The following is a 15,007-nucleotide window of genomic DNA, read 5'->3' as shown; positions in this document are numbered from 1 at the left end:
CGTCACCCCCGGTCTCCGATATCGCCGCCGCCCCTCTTGCATTTCTAGCGCACGGATCGGGAAGGGGCCGGTGTGGGGGGTCACGGGCACGGCCGGCCCGTTTCCGGGGCGGGCAGCGCTCGCCTCAGTGTCGCCTCCATCGCCGCCATCCGGTCCGCCAGGAGGCCGAGCGCCGCCACCGCCCGTACCGCCGGGTCCGTGTCCGTCCCGCCCAGCGTGCGGGCGCGGACGTAGGCGCGCTTCAGCTCCGTCCAGCGCGTCGATTGGGCAGGCGACAGCGTGCCGCGCAGCTCCGTCAGTTTCAGCAGGTTCGACTCCGCGCCCGTCGCCAGGGTCTGGGCCTCGCCCTTGTAGTGGTCGTCGATGAGCGCGGAGAGTTCCGCCTCGTTCATCGCCGGGTCGATGCGTGCCGCGATCTTGTTCATGTTGCGGTAGGAGCCCTGGAGCTGGAACGGCGGCTCCGTGCGCGCGTCGCCGCTCTGCGCCGCCGACGCGATGTACGCGGCGTTCACCGCCAGGACCGTCTCGCGGGCCCGCAGAAGGTGGCGCAGCACCGCGGTGATCCGCTCCACCTCCGTCGCCGCGTACGGGTGCGCCAGGTGGTCCGGGCGGGCTGTCGGGTCGCCGGTCGCCAGGCGTACGAACGTGTCCACGTCGGCCCTGTCGCGGCCCGCCAGCGGCGCCAGGTGCTCGTTGGCCGTCAGCGCGTTCTCCACGAAGCTGAGCGCGAACGCGTCCTCCTTGCCGGTCAGGACCGAGCCCAGGTTCCACACGTCGGCCCGGTTCGCGAGCATGTCGGGGATGCGGAAGCGGGCGCCGGACTCCGTGTACGGGTTGCCCGCCATGCAGACGGCGAAGCGCTTGCCGCGCAGGTCGTACGTGCGGGGCTCGCCGTTCCACACGCCGGTCATGCGGCGTTGCGCGTCGCAGAGCGAGATGAACTGTTGCAGCAGCTCGGGGGAGGTGTGCTGGATGTCGTCCAGGTGGAGAAGGACGTTGTTGCCCGCCTCCAGGGCGAAGTTGATCTTCTCGACCTCCCTGCGCGCCGCCGCGTTCGGTGCCTCCGCCGGGTCCAGGGACGTGACCGTGTGGCCGAGCGCGGGACCGTTGATCTTCACCAGGAGCATGCCGAGCTTGTCCGCCACGTACTCGATCAGCGTCGTCTTGCCGTAGCCCGGCGGCGACGTCAGCATCAGCAGGCCGCCCGCCGTGCCGAGCTGCTTGTGCAGGCTGTCGCCGATCAACGGGAGGTAGACCTCGTCGATCAGGCGGCTGCGGACGAACGACGGCAGGACGTGCGGGCGGTGGTCGTCCACGCGCAGGCGCGCGCGTTCGGCGGCCGCCAGGTCGGTGCGCAGGCGCTGGTAGGCGCGGAAGCCCGGCATCACGTCCGTACGGAAGTGGGTGGTGCGGGCGAGGAAGTCGTCCAGGCGGAGCGGCAGGCGGCGGCCGTCCAATCTGGCGTGCGTGCCCAGCAAGCCGTCCACCGTCGCCGTCAGCTCGGCCTCGCAGTCGTAGTGCGCCACGTCGGGGCAGAGCTCCACCGCCACCGCCTCCGCGAGATCCACCGCGTCACCCGGGTCGCCCGCCGTCGTCGCGTACGCGGACAGCCACGCCTCCACGAGGGACTTGCGCGCCGGCAGAGCTGTGACGGACGTCAGGTCCGCCTCGTACCCCGCCGAACCGCCCACCGCCCGGCGGAACTTGTCCAGAAACGTCCGCACCCCCGCCGACACCGCGAACCCCTCCGGCCCCGTCGTCAGCTCCTCGAAGAGGTACCTCGCGGCCCCGGCTCCCACCCGCCGCGCCAGCTCCTCGCACCAGGCGTCGATCGCCGGCGCGGGGCCGAACGCGTCCCGGGCGCGCGCGAGCGACCGCGCACGCCTCGTCCACTGCTCGCGCTCCTCCTCCGTCGTGTCGTGCGCCCAGAAGAGCTGGGCCGCGGCGCGCGCCCCCGGCGTGTGGCGCAGTACCCCGGCGTCCGCGTGCAGGCGCAGCAGGGCCGTGAGGATGAGGGTGGCGTCGTGGTCGTGGACGCCGCGTTCGTAGCCCTCGTCGTAGGACTCCTCCGCCGCCGACCGCACCAGGGCGGAGAGGTCGTCGGCCGCCGCCAGGTGGTCCGGGCCGTGCTCCGCCAGGAGGCGGGCGGCCAGGTGTTCGGCGCGGTAGACGTCCGCGTTCTCGGAGGGGAGGGACTGGCCCCAGTAGGGCGCGTACGCGGCGAAGTCCGGGTCGTCCACCGGGGCCCGGTAGTCCGTCCCCGTCAGCGCGAACGCCATCCCGTCCGCGCCGTACGGGACCAGCGTCAGCTCGTGCGGCTGGGTGTTGACCGGGAACGTGTGGCGGCCCAGGCGGATCGAGGTGCCGCCGTCGGTGAAGAGGTCGGTGCGGTCGCGCAGGGCGCGCAGGGCGTCCTGGCGGACGGTGCCGAGGCGGTTCTCCAGCTCCTCGGCGCGGACCTGGTCGTCGAGTTCGCGCAGGTCGGCCACGGTGCGGCGGGCCTTCGCGACCATCGGGTCCGACGCCAGGTACGTACTGATGGCGTCGAGGCTGCCGAGCGCGGACAGGCGGCGGGCCACCGAGTCGAGGATGCGGTCCGCGGACGTGGCGAGGCGTTCGGCGTGGCGGGCGCGGGCGTCGGCCAGGGTCTGCTTGCGGGCGGCGAACGCCTCGTGGATCGCGATGCGCTTGGTGTCGAGGTCAGCGAGGAACTCGTCCGACTCGGCGAACCGGCCCTCCAGGTTCTCCACTTGGAGGAGAAGGCGGGCGAGCTGGTCGTCGCAGGCGTCCGGGGTCGTGGCCACCGCGAGGGCGCCCGTCACCGCCTGGCCGAGCAGGGAGAACTGGGCCGCGAACTCGGCGCGGCCCTCGTGCGCGGAGAGTTCGCGGCGGCGGGCGTCGAGGGTGGCGCGGGCGCGGTTGACGCCCGCGACGACCTCCGCGATGCGTTCCAGGACGTTCGTACGGACCGTCGCGTCGTCGATGTCCAGGCCGCCCAGGACGTCGGTCACCGCGGCGAGCTGGTCGGCGAGTTCGGTGACGCGGGCGGTGAGCGGGGCGGCCTCGGCGGCCGTCCCGGTCTCTTCCGCCTCCGCCTCGATCCGTGCGAGGTCGGCGTGGTGGGCGGCGAACGAGTCCGGGCGGGCCAGGAACGTCACGGCACGGGCGCCCGCCGCCGCGATGTCCGCGGCGAGGTCCTCGGCGAGGGCGTCGATACGCCCGGTGTCGGCGTAGCGCAGGTCCTTGAGGGTGAGCAGGTGGCCCTGCGCGCGGTGCAGCCCGGTCAGCCGCTCCACCCACTCGGTCGCGGTGCGGGGCGCCTCCCCGCGGATGCGGCGGACCAGGGCGTTGGCGCGCGCCTCCGCCTCCGCGAGCGCGTCGGCGGCCTGGCGGGTGAGGGTGCGGACGGTCTCGTACTCGGCGAGGATCTGCTCGGCCGTCGCCCGCAGCCCGTCGATCTCGCGGCGCAGGCCGGCGCCCACGTCCTCGCCGAGCCAGGGGGAGGAGTCAGCGGCCCGTTCGCACGCGGCGGCCAGCGCCTCGTACGCCGTCGTGGTCGGGGTCGCCGCCGCCTCCTCGGCCGTCCGGGTCAGGGCCAGGCAGTCGGAGATGCCGCGGACGAGGTCGGCGTTGCCGATGCGGGTCAGGTCCGGGTCGTCGTCGGCGGCGGCGCCCGCTTCGGGCACGTAGGTGTCCGCCGTGAACGGGGTCGACCAGATCTGTGCCGGGTGCACGCGCGCGGGCTCGCCGCTCCCGGCGGTCGCCGGCTCGTCGCGCAGCAGGACGAGGGTGCCGTCGTCGAAGAGGGCGTGGCCGCGGCCGGTGAGCGGAGCGGTGATCTCTTTGCGGATCAGGTTGTACGGCAGGAGGACCGTGCGGCCCTCCACGCGCGCGTGGAAGGCGTAGAGCACGTCCTCGCCGTTGGGCGACCGTACGGTGCGCTCGTAGGTGAGGTGCGTGGTGTCCAGGCCGTCGAAGGTCTTGTGCGCGCCGGTGACCAGGCAGTATCCGCCGGCGAAGACGACGCCCTGCTCGTCGGGGAGCGTCCGGCACGCCTGGCCGATGCCGTCGAGCCGGACCACTGTCTGCGTGAGGGTGCTGAAGACGAGGTGGCGCCAGGTGTCCTCCTTGTACGGGCGGACCCGGACGATGAGGAGCGCGCCCACGCGCGCGTGCGCGATGTCGGCGTCGGCGAGGGACTGCAGCGGCTCGTCGACGGGCTCCGTGTGGATGCCGTCGGCGGTCTCGGTGTCGTTCTCCAGCTTCACCGTCAGGGCGCCGCCGACCGTCGACACGTAGAGCCCGTCGGCGACGGTGACGTGCGGGTGGCGGCCCAGGACGTGGTCCTCGCGGGTCGCCTCCCGCCAGGTCAGGTCGTGCGCGGGCGGGGTCACGTCGTCGCGGTCGCCGCGCGCGTCGAGAAAGCGGGCGGCGCTGCCGTCCGGGGCCAGCTCCCAACGCAGGACGCGCAGGTCAGTGGCGCGGTCGCCGGTCTGGAAGACGGCCAGGAGCTTGCCGTCCAGGACACGGAGTCGCAGCAGGCGGCTCTGCCGGTAGTAGCGGAACAGCGCGGTGAACTCGGCGACGAACGCCGGGTCGTCGAGCAGGCCCGGCACCGCGCTGTCGGGCAGGCGCTCCAGGGCCCGGTCCGGGGTGTGCAGGGTGAAGATGTCGCCGACCGCGGGGGTGCCGGTGGCGAGGACGTCGCGCAGGCCGAGCAGCAGGGCGCCGCCGACGGCCACGACGTCACGGGCCAGGCGCGGCTCGTCGGTGCGCAGCCTGCCCGTACCGGCGAGCGTGAGGCCGACGGAGCCGAAGGCGGCGGTGCGGCGTGCGTTGAGCTCGGCGGCGTGCGTTGCCAGGTGGCGGGCCTGGGTGGTGAGGCGGGCGCGGAGGACGTCGTACGTTCCCGCGTCCAGGGCGGGGCCGGTACCGGCCCCGGCACCCGCGCCGGCCTCCGCACCCGTACCCGTACCCGCACCGGTCTCCATGTCCCCCAACGTCCTCTCCTGTCCCCTGTCAGATGTGGTGGCCGGGGCCGCCGACCCCCGTACGGCGTCCCCGGCCGGTCTGTGCGGTGCCGCGCTCGTGCGGTCAGACCCGCGCGGAACCGTTCAGCTTCAGCTGGCCGAGAGGCAGGTCGGCCACGCCCAACTGGCCCGCCTTGTCGAGCAGTTCCTTCAGCCGGCCCGCCTGCTCGCTCCCCCCGCCCTTCATGAGCTTCATCAGCAGCGCGGAGACGGTGAGGTTCTGGACGTCGCCCGTGGAGAACGAGCCGAGGATCGTGGTCAGGTCCTCGGTGAAGTCCGCCGAGCCGTCGAGCCAGGGCTTGGCGAGGGCTTGCGCGGTGTCGGAGTGCTGGACGAAGGAGTCGACGCCCTTGCCGAGCGCGATCGAGGAGACGATCCGGTCGAAGAAGGCGGACTCGCCGCCGACGATGCTGATGTCGGCGCTCTCCAGGCCGGTCGCGAGGACCGTGGCCTGCGCCTCGGCGACCTGGCGCTGCACGTCGAGCCCGGCGAGCCGGATCTCCTTCTCGGCCTGGAGGCGCAGCCGGTACTCCTCGTGGCCGCGGGACGCCTCGTCGAGTGCGGCCATCGCGGCGGCCTTCTGCGTGATGCCCTCGGCCTCCGCCTTGAGCTTCGCCTCGATCGCGGTGGCCTCGGCGAGGGCCTGCTCGCGGGCGCCGAGCGCCTCGGCGCGCATCCGGGCCTCGGTGGCCCCGGCCTCGGCGCGCCCGGCCTTCTCGATGACCTCGGCCTCCTTGTCGCGCACCTGCACCTCGGCGAGGCCGGCCGCGGCGCTCTCGGCCTGGATGCCCTCGGCGAGCCGCAGCTTGGCCTTGGCCTCGAGATCGGCGGCCTTCAACTGGGCGTCGGCGAGCGTGAGTTGTTCGGCGGCGCGGTGCGTGGCGGCCTGCTCGGCGGCCTCGGCGGCCTTGATGTCCTTGACGAGCTTCTCCTGCGCCTCGGCCTCGGCCGCGATGATGACGGCCTGCCGCCCGCGCTCGGCCTCCTCGACCGCGCGCAGCTTCTTGATCGACTCCTCCTGCTCGGCGACCGTACGGTCCACGGCGACGCGCTCACGGATGACCTCGGCGATGTCCCGGCGCTCCGCCTCGACCTCCTTCTCGGCCGCGATCTTCGTCAGCTGGGTCTCGCGTTCCCGGGCGATGACTTCGAGCAGGCGGTCCTTCTCGATGCGCTCGTTCTCGACGGCGATGACGCGCTCGCGGTTCTTCTGCGCGACGGCGACCTCGCGGGCCTGGTTCTCGCGCTGCACCCCGAGCTTCTCCTCGGTGGCGAGGAAGGCGCCCTGCGACCGCAGCCGCTCCTCCTCCACGACCCGCGCGGTCTCGGCCTCCTCACGGGCCCGGACGGTGTCGATCTCCCGCTTCTGCTTGATCTCGGCGTCGGCCTGGCGGCGCTCCAGTTCGAGGATGGTCTCGCGGGCGTCGACGTTCTGCCGGGTGATCTCCTTCTCCTCCGTGCGCTGGAACTCGTTGGTGCGCACGTGCTCGATGGTGGTCAGCTCGGTGATCTTGCGAATGCCCTGGGCGTCGAGGACGTTGTGCGGGTCGAGCTGGCTGAGCGGCGTCTGCTCCAGGTAGTCGATCGCCGCGTCCTCGAGGTGGTAGCCGCTCAGGTCGACGCCGATGACCTCGATGATCCGGTACCGCAGCTCCTCGCGCTTGGTGTAGAGGTCGGTGAAGTCCATCTGCTTGCCGACGGTCTTCAGCGCCTCGGAGAACTTGGCGTGGAACAGCTCCTGCAACGTCGTCTTGTCACTGGCCCGCTGCGTGCCGACGGCCTGGGCGACCTTGATGACGTCCTCGGTCGTCTTGTTGACCTTCACGAAGAACGAGATACGGATGTCGGCCCGGATGTTGTCCTTGCAGATCAGGCCGTCCTTGCCGGCCCGCGTGATCTCGATGGCCTTCACCGAGATGTCCATCACCTCGGCCTTGTGCAACACCGGGAGCACGACCTGCCCGGTGAAGGTGACGTCCACCTTGCGCATCTTGGAGACGATGAGCGCCTTGCCCTGCTCCACCTTGCGGAACAAGCGCGTGAAGATCAGCAGCAGCACGACGGCGACGAGCAGGACAGCGGCGACGGACACGCCGATGCCCACAGTGGTGGCATCCATGGTGAAGTCCTCTGGTTCCAGGGGTGAATCGAGACCCCGAGCCAATGAAGGAAGAAGAAAAGGAAGATGAAAGGGAGGGCGCGAAGGGCGCGCCCGGCCGCCCGCGTGTCTGCTGCCGCGCGGGCCTAACGTTCGTCAGGGGCCGGCCGGCCCTGAGGGCACACGGCCGCGTACGGGGTTCCGGCGGGCCCGGCGAGGCGCTTCCCCATGTCCCCGCCCCCTCCACCGTGCCGCCGGCTCGGCTCCACCCCGGCACCCGCCCCCGGTTTCCGGGGCCCGGCACCGGGGCTTGGCCCCCGTTTCTGCCGTGGCCATCCTGGCGCACGGCCTTCGCTCCGCGCATTGCCGGGTTACGGCAATCTTTATGCGTTCTTGATGCCTGGCTGTGACGGCGGGGAGCACGGACGGCGGGTTATCCTGGACACGCAAGCGAAGGGGAGTAGCCCCGCGAACCGGTCGTCGACACACTGGAACCCCCGGGTTCCCGGTGGCCGGGCTCGGGCCGTGTGGCGGTTCGGGTGGGCGAGACCTTCGACCAGGCAGAACGACGGACGCGTAGGGATACGTGTCGTCACAGGCATGTAGGTCATACGTGTCTCGCTGCCGGGTCGAGTGGTCCTCTCCGCGCGGCGGGTGGGTTGCACGCCCCGGCCCGCACAGAAAGCACCCGCTCATGCATCTCGACCCCCTGGCGATCGTCACCGCCTTCGGGCTGATCTTCCTCGCCGAGCTGCCGGACAAGACCATGTTCGCCTCGCTGGCGATGGGCACCCGGATGAAGCCGCTGTACGTGTGGTTCGGCACGTCCGCCGCGTTCATCGTGCACGTGGCCATCGCGGTGGGCGCCGGCTCGCTGCTCGGGCTCCTGCCGGACTGGATCGTGAAGGTCGTCTCGGCGCTGCTCTTCGCGTTCGGCGCGTTCATGCTGCTGCGCGGGGGCGACGACGATGACGACGACGAGGCGGGTGCCAAGACCGTCACCGGGTTCTGGCCGGTGTTCGGCACCGCGTTCATGGCCGTCTTCATCAGCGAGTGGGGCGACCTGACCCAGATCACCACCGCCAACCTCGCCGCGACCAACGGCACTTGGTCCACCGCCATCGGCTCCGCCGCCGCCCTGATGTCCGTCTCCGCGCTCGCGCTGATCGCCGGGCGGTTCATCGCCAAGCGGGTGCCGCTGAAGACCGTGCAGCGGATCGGTGGGGCGTGCATGTTGCTGCTCGCCGTGTGGACGGTCGTAGAGATCTTCGTCTGACCCGGCCCCTGCAGGACGCGGCCCCCGTAGGACGCGGCCCCCGTAGGTCGCCGCCCCTGTAGGTCGCCGCCCTGTATGACGCGGCCCTTGTCGATACAGGAACGTATCGAATACGTTCCTGTATCCGACGCGGCCGACGCAGGAGGCGATGATGCCCGGCACCGTGACCAAGCGCCGTGCCCGTACGCGGCAGCGGTTGCTCGACGCCGCGCTCGACGTGTTCGCCGAGGTGGGGTTCGGCCGCTCCACCGTCGAGCAGGTCTGTGACCGGGCCGGATTCACCCGCGGCGCCTTCTACTCCAACTTCTCCTCCCTCGACGAGCTGTTTCTCGCCTTGTGGGAGGAGCGCTCCGCGCGGATGCTCGGCGATGTGCGCCGCGCCCTTGCCGGCATCGACCCGGCCGACCCCGAGACCGCCGTGCGGGCCGCGATCGCCGCGGCCCCGGTGGACGACGCCTGGTACCGGATCACCGCCGAGTTCACGGTGCACGCCCTGCGCAACCCCGGCCTGCGCCGCGTGATGGCCGCCCGCGAGCAGGCGATCCGGGACGCGATCCTGCCGGTCTGCGTGAGCGCGCTGCGCCGCCTCGGACGGCAGGTCGGCGACGAGCGGGCCCTCGGGGACGCGCTGGTCGCCGTGCACGACGGGACCGCCGTGCAGGTTCTGCTCCAGCCGGACGACGACGCCGTGCGCGCCCGTCGCGAGGCCCTGTTCATGAACGTACTCGACGCCTACAGCACCCCCATGGAGAGCGCATGAGCGAGACCAAGGGCACCGGAGCCAGTGCGGATGTCATCGTCGTCGGGGCCGGGCTCGCCGGGCTCGTCGCCACCTACGAGCTGACGCGCGCGGGCAAGCGCGTCGTGCTCGTCGACCAGGAGAACGCGGCCAACCTCGGCGGGCAGGCCTTCTGGTCGCTCGGCGGCCTCTTCCTCGTCGACAGCCCCGAGCAGCGCCGCATGGGCATCAAGGACAGCTATGAACTCGCCCTCGCCGACTGGATGGGCTCCGCCGGATTTGACCGTGAGGTCGAGGACCGGTGGCCCCGCAAGTGGGCCGAGGCGTATGTGGGGTTCGCCGCCGGTGAGAAGCGCGACTACCTCTACGGGCTCGGGCTCAAGGTCACCCCGAACGTCGGCTGGGCCGAGCGCGGCTCCGGCACCGCGACCGGGCACGGCAACTCCGTGCCCCGCTTCCACATCACGTGGGGTACGGGGCCCGAGGTCGTCCGCGTCTTCCGGGAGCCGGTGCTCGAAGCGGCCGCGCGCGGGCTCGTCACCTTCAAGCACCGGCACCGGGTCGATGAGCTGATCGTGGAGGACGGGGCCGCCGTCGGGGTGCGGGGCGCACTCCTGGAGCCCTCCGACGCGGGGCGCGGCGTCGCCTCCTCGCGCGAGACCGTCGGCGACTTCGAGCTGCGCGCGCAGGCCGTCGTCGTCACCTCGGGCGGTATCGGCGGCAACCACGAACTGGTCCGCAAGAACTGGCCCGTCGAGCGGATGGGGCAGCCGCCCGAGTCGATGGTCACCGGCGTGCCCGCGTACGTCGACGGGCGGATGCTGGAGATCAGCGAGGGCGCGGGCGCGTCGATCGTCAACCGTGACCGGATGTGGCACTACACCGAGGGCCTGAAGAACTGGGACCCGATCTGGCCCGGTCACGGCATCCGGATCATCCCGGGCCCGTCGTCGCTGTGGCTCGACGCCACCGGCAGGCGGCTGCCCGCGCCGCTCTTCCCCGGGCACGACACGCTCGCCACGCTGAAGCACATCACCGGGACCGGGTACGACCACACGTGGTTCGTGCTGACGCGGGCCATCGTCGAGAAGGAGTTCGCGCTCTCCGGGTCCGAGCAGAACCCCGACATCACCGGCAAGGACCTCAAGCTCGTGCTGCAGCGGGTGAAGAAGGGGGCGCCGGGGCCGGTGCAGGCGTTCCTCGACCGCGGGGAGGACTTCGTCGTCCGGCGGAACCTGAAGGACCTCGTCGCCGGGATGAACGCGCTGACGCCCGAGACGCCCGTCGCGTACGAGCAGGTCGAGCGGGAGATCGTCGCGCGGGACCGGGAGGCCGAGCACGGGTACGGCAAGGACCTCCAGCTCATGGCCGTGCGCAACGCCCGCGCCTACCTGCCCGACCGCCTCACCCGCGTCGCCAAGCCGCACCGCCTCCTGGACCCGGCGCAGGGCCCGCTCATCGCCGTACGGCTGCATGTGCTGACCCGCAAGACGCTGGGCGGCCTGGAGACCACGCTCGACTCCCAGGTCGTCCGGCCCGACGGGTCCGTCTTCGACGGGCTCTACGCGGCCGGGGAGGTCGCCGGGTTCGGCGGTGGCGGCGTGCACGGCTACAACGCGCTCGAAGGGACCTTCCTCGGGGGCTGCATCTTCTCCGGGCGGGCGGCCGGGCGGGCGCTCGCCAGGAGCCTCGCGTGAGCCCGCGCGGGACGGCCCTGGTGACCGGGGCGTCGTCGGGGATCGGGGCGGCGGTCGCTGCCGCGCTGGTGCGGCGGGGGTACGGGGTGTTCGGGACCAGCCGTGATCCGGAGAAGGTCAAGTCCCCGGTGGCGGGCGTCACTTACCTCGCGCTCGATCTTGCCGACGAGGGGAGCATCGAGGCCTGTGCCGCTGCGGCGGGGGCCGTCGATGTGCTGATCAACAATGCGGGTGAATCGCAGAGCGGGCCGTTCGAGGAGCTGCCCATGGACGCGGTCCGGCGGCTGTTCCAGCTCAACGTCTTCGGGGCCGTGCGGCTCAGCCAGTTGGTGCTTCCCGGGATGCGGGAGCGCGGGCGGGGGCGGGTCGTCATGGTCGGGTCCATGCTGGCCAGCTTTCCGCTGGCGTACCGGTCGTCGTACGTCGCCTCCAAGGCCGCGATCAAGGGGTTCGCGAGTGCGGCTCGGCGGGAGTACGCGGCGTTCGGGGTCGGCATCACGACGGTCGAGCCCGGGTCCATCGCCACCGGGATCAGTGAGCGGCGTACGCAGTACGTGGGGGCGGCGTCGCCGTTCCGGGCGGGTTACGACACGATGCTCTCCGCTTTGAACCGGAATGAGGCGCGGGGGATCTCTGCCGAGAAGGTCGCGGCGAAGATCGTGGCTGTCGTCGAGGCGCGGCGGGTTCGGCCGTTCTATGCGGTGGGGAGTAACGCGCCGGTCGTTTTCGCGTTGCGGAGGGTGTTGCCGCGCGGGGCGAGTGAGTCGATGGTGGCCCGGCGCCATGGGCTGAGGTAGGCGGCCCGCCGTGGGGGTGCGCGACGTGGTCGATCACCGGCTGCGTCGTGGTTGCTCGCGCAGTTCCCCGCGCCCCTGGAGCGCCGTCCTTGCCGAGGCGGGTTCGCGAGCGCGCGTCTCGTCGTGGCTGGTCGCGCAGTTCCCCGCGCCCCTGGGGCATGCGGCTTCGCCGCAGCCCCATAGGGCGCGCGTCACGCGCGCCTCTCTGAGATGGCGCACGAAGTGCGCATCTCAGGGGCGCGGGGAACTGCGCGAGCAACCACGACGCGACGGGTGGTCGACCACAACGCGCACCCTCCGCGGCGGGCCGTCGCGCATGCCCAGGGGGCGCGGGGAACTGCGCGATCAGCCACGACGAAACCCGCGGCCGGGAACGCTTCGCACGCCCTACGGCGCAATCGTCCAGCTCACACTGTTCGTCGCCGCCCGGCGTGCGGCCGGGTCCCGGAGCGCCGCCGAGCGATCCGTGGCCGTCGCCGTCACCGTGTGCTCGCCTCTGCCGAGCTTCAGGGACCCCGGACGCAGCGCGGTCCGGCCCTCCGCGCCGCGGACCGGCCTGCCGTCCACGGACCAGCGCACCCGCACGTCGGACAGGCCCTCCGGAAGCGGGGCCAGGTCCACGCGGAGGGTGGCGGTCGGGCGCAGGGGCCGGGTCGTCGGGGTGGCCGCCGTGAGGAGATCCGCCGTGCGGTAGAAGCCCGCGATCATCGCCTCACGGCCGGGGAGGTTGAAGACGTCCGTGTTCAGGGCCCGCATGATCGAGTTCTGGGTGGGGCGGTACATGCCGTACTCGTAGTAGCCGCCCCCCTCGTACGCCCCCACGGCCCCGCCCGAGGGATCGCTCTGGCCGAGCCAGCGGTACCACTTGCCCCGGGAGGCGCGCATACCGTCGGCGGTCAGCTTCGTGGTGTTGGGCTCGGCCGGTTCGGGCCCGGTGTAGGTCCCGTAGCCCTCGTACTGGTACTCGTCCGCGAGCAGGCCTATGGAGTGGCCGAGTTCGTGCGCGCCTATGAGGTAGGAGAGGTCGTTGTCGGACGACATGGTGGCGATGCCGGTGTGGCCGGCCGCCGAGGTCAGGCCGCTGTAGCCCGCGCCGCCGTACTTCGTGGAGTGGGAGATGACGAAGACGATGTCGGAGGCGGGCGCCTGCTGGGCGTACGCGTCCACCTTCTTCTCGTCCACGCACAGCAACCGCTCGGTGTCCGAGCAGAAGAAGTAGCTGCTCACCGCCGTGTCCCGGACGACGTCCCGCGTCGGGTCGCCCGAGACGCCGGACTGGTGCGAGACCGCGTCCACGAACCAGAAGTTGAACAGCCCCCGGTAGCTCTTGTACGGCTCTATCGCGAAGATGGCGTCCAGCTTGGCCCGCGCGTCCTCGTGGAAGTCGGCCTGCTGGGACGCCGTGTAGCCGTCGCCGATGACGACCAGGTCGAGGCGGCCGTCGGAGGCGCCCGTCCGCTGCCCCGGGGTGACCGTGGCGGCGTCCGGCGCCTGCGCCGGGGCCTTCCGCGGCCCGGTGATCCGCTCCGGGGCACGGGCGGGGACCTCGGCGTGCCGGCCCGGGCCGCCCGCGTCGGGGAAGTACTCGACGGTCCGGCTGTCCTCGGTGGGCCCCGCGTGGGCCGTCGTACCGGCGGCGCCGAGCGCGGCGGTGGCGAGGCAGCCGGCCGCGATCGCGGTGACCAGGGGGGTGCGGACGCGCACGGGTACCTCGCAGTAAGTAAGTTGAAGATTAAGCGGACTTAACTCGCCTTAACTGAGCGCTCAACCTAGGGGGTTGGCGGGACCGTGGGCAAGAGGCGAGACTCCAGGGACCACACCCGAAAGGCGGCCGTCCCGCGTCATGCCAGAACAACCGCAGGAACCCGTCGGCCGCCGCGTCCTGCGGCTGCGCACCGAACGCGGCCTCACCCAGCGCCAGGTCGCCGAACCCGCGTACACGCCCGCCTACATCTCCACCCTCGAAGCGGGCCGCGTCCGCCCCTCGGAGGCGGCGCTGCGCCACATCGCCGAGCGCCTCGGCGTCACGTACGAGGAGCTGGCCACCGGGCGCTCCGCGCACCTGGCGACCGGTCTGCGCCTCCGGCTGACCGAGGCGCAGCGGGCACTCGCGACCGGCGCGGCCAGCGAAGCGGCCGAGCTGTACCGGGAGTTGAGCGCGGAGGCGTCCCGGCACGGGCTCGGCGCCGAGCACGCCGCCGCCGAGCTCGGACTCGGCGAATGCGCCCTGGAGACCGGCGAACTCGCGCTGGCCCGCACGCACTTCGACACCGCCGACGCGCTGCTCACCGAGGCCGGCGCCCCGTTGCCGCAGCGCGCGCCCGTCATCCGGGCCCGCGCCGTCGCCCACTACCTCTCCGGCTCCCTGCGCTACGCCTGCTACCTCCTGGAGACCGCCCTGGACGGCCTCAACACCGGCGGCCTGCACGACCCGGACGCGCTCGTCCTGCTCTACACCGCTTCCATCGCCCCGTACATGGACATGGGGGCGCACGCGCGCGCCGCGCAGGCCGCCGAACTCGCCCTCGCGCTCGCGCCGCAGGTCGGCGACCCGGCGCTGATCGCCCAGATGCACCGCTCGGTCGCCCGTACGCTGCTCGCCGAGGGCAAGGTGACCGAGGCGGACGCCTCCCTCGCCAAGGCCGCCGAGCTCTACCAGCAGCTCCAGATCCGTACGGAGCTGGCGCACTGCCACTGGATGCGCGGCTACGTCCACGCGCAGGCGGGCCGGCTCCACGACGCCGAGTCCGAGCTGCGGACGGCGCGCGACATGCTCTCCGCCAAGCGAGCCGCCCTCTACACCCAGCAGGTCGAGGTCGAACTCGCCGACGTGCTGCGCAGGCTCGGCCGCCCGCGCGAGGCCGCGCAGCTCCTGCGGTCCCTGCTCGGCGAGCTGAACCCGGAGCGCGGGGCCGTGCACGCGGCGGGCGCGCACCGGCTGCTCGGGCTGATCGCCCAGGAGTCGGACGCCGTGGAAGAGGCCGAGGAGCACTACGTCAACGCGCTCAGCCTCCTGGAGCGCGCGGGCGCGGCGGGCGACCTCGCCGACCTGTGCCGTCTGCTCGGCGACCTGTACCGGCGCACGGGCCGCATCGAGGCGGCCCTGGACACCTACCGCACGGGCCTCGGCCACCGCGCGGCCCCCGGCACGACGACCCTCGGCCCGGCCCCGGCACGACCGCCGCTGTGAACCCCCCGGGACCGGCTCCGCGACCCGGCCACGCCGAAATACGTAGATAAATGCGCGAGGTATTCCGAGGCGCCGCCTCCGGGCGTACATTCCTCTCACCGTCGCCGATCCGGGGCGCCGGATGAGCCGCGTCGGCGCAGCTCATCCACTCCCCCTCCCCGTCCCGGCCCGCCGACGGAC

Annotated in this window: 8 protein-coding genes; 5 read left to right on the top strand and 3 right to left on the bottom strand. The window is 72.5% G+C overall.

Going from position 1 to position 15,007, the window contains the following annotated elements; genetic code table 11:
• Positions 1-80: 80 nt before the first annotated feature.
• On the bottom strand, positions 81-4,991 hold the full coding sequence (locus N5I75_RS28710; RefSeq protein ID WP_476682063.1) for a DNA repair ATPase: 4,911 nt from the start codon (positions 4,989-4,991) through the stop codon (positions 81-83).
• Positions 4,992-5,094: 103 nt separating this feature from the next.
• Positions 5,095-7,149, bottom strand: coding sequence for a flotillin family protein (locus tag N5I75_RS28705; RefSeq protein ID WP_476682061.1), 2,055 nt, complete (start codon positions 7,147-7,149; stop codon positions 5,095-5,097).
• Between the two features lie 673 nt (positions 7,150-7,822).
• Here N5I75_RS28705 and N5I75_RS28700 point away from each other — a divergent pair.
• From N5I75_RS28700 to N5I75_RS28685, 4 genes are all read left to right on the top strand, one after another.
• Positions 7,823-8,404 (top strand): TMEM165/GDT1 family protein, encoded by a 582-nt coding sequence (locus N5I75_RS28700; RefSeq protein ID WP_476682059.1) that lies wholly within the window; start codon positions 7,823-7,825, stop codon positions 8,402-8,404.
• Positions 8,405-8,555: 151 nt separating this feature from the next.
• Positions 8,556-9,164 (top strand): TetR/AcrR family transcriptional regulator, encoded by a 609-nt coding sequence (locus tag N5I75_RS28695; protein WP_476682057.1) that lies wholly within the window; start codon positions 8,556-8,558, stop codon positions 9,162-9,164.
• A complete protein-coding gene (locus tag N5I75_RS28690) occupies positions 9,161-10,840 on the top strand; it encodes an FAD-binding dehydrogenase (RefSeq protein ID WP_476682055.1) in 1,680 nt (559 codons plus the stop codon). Before N5I75_RS28695 ends, N5I75_RS28690 begins: the two co-directional genes overlap by 4 nt.
• Positions 10,837-11,637: an SDR family oxidoreductase gene (locus N5I75_RS28685; RefSeq protein WP_476682053.1), complete on the top strand. Its 801-nt coding sequence runs from the start codon at positions 10,837-10,839 to the stop codon at positions 11,635-11,637. The genes N5I75_RS28690 and N5I75_RS28685 overlap by 4 nt, the downstream gene beginning before the upstream one ends.
• 387 nt (positions 11,638-12,024) lie before the next feature.
• On the opposite strand, the gene N5I75_RS28680 is transcribed toward N5I75_RS28685, so the two are convergent.
• Positions 12,025-13,341: a M64 family metallopeptidase gene (locus N5I75_RS28680; RefSeq protein ID WP_476682051.1), complete on the bottom strand. Its 1,317-nt coding sequence runs from the start codon at positions 13,339-13,341 to the stop codon at positions 12,025-12,027.
• Between the two features lie 139 nt (positions 13,342-13,480).
• Between N5I75_RS28680 and N5I75_RS28675 the strand changes: the two genes are divergently transcribed.
• On the top strand, positions 13,481-14,827 hold the full coding sequence (locus N5I75_RS28675) for a helix-turn-helix domain-containing protein (RefSeq protein ID WP_476682049.1): 1,347 nt from the start codon (positions 13,481-13,483) through the stop codon (positions 14,825-14,827).
• Positions 14,828-15,007 lie beyond the last annotated feature (180 nt).

It is taken from the genome of Streptomyces sp. R818 (assembly GCF_056172735.1).
Note: the sequence above shows the minus strand (reverse complement) of the source record. Positions and strands in the feature narration are given on the sequence as shown.

Coding starts and splice junctions, on each gene's coding strand:
- N5I75_RS28710 (WP_476682063.1), bottom strand. CDS start 4,991: ATGGAGACCGGTGCGGGTACGGGTACGGGTGCGGAGGCCGGCGCGGGT.
- N5I75_RS28705 (WP_476682061.1), bottom strand. CDS start 7,149: ATGGATGCCACCACTGTGGGCATCGGCGTGTCCGTCGCCGCTGTCCTG.
- N5I75_RS28700 (WP_476682059.1), top strand. CDS start 7,823: ATGCATCTCGACCCCCTGGCGATCGTCACCGCCTTCGGGCTGATCTTC.
- N5I75_RS28695 (WP_476682057.1), top strand. CDS start 8,556: ATGCCCGGCACCGTGACCAAGCGCCGTGCCCGTACGCGGCAGCGGTTG.
- N5I75_RS28690 (WP_476682055.1), top strand. CDS start 9,161: ATGAGCGAGACCAAGGGCACCGGAGCCAGTGCGGATGTCATCGTCGTC.
- N5I75_RS28675 (WP_476682049.1), top strand. CDS start 13,481: ATGCCAGAACAACCGCAGGAACCCGTCGGCCGCCGCGTCCTGCGGCTG.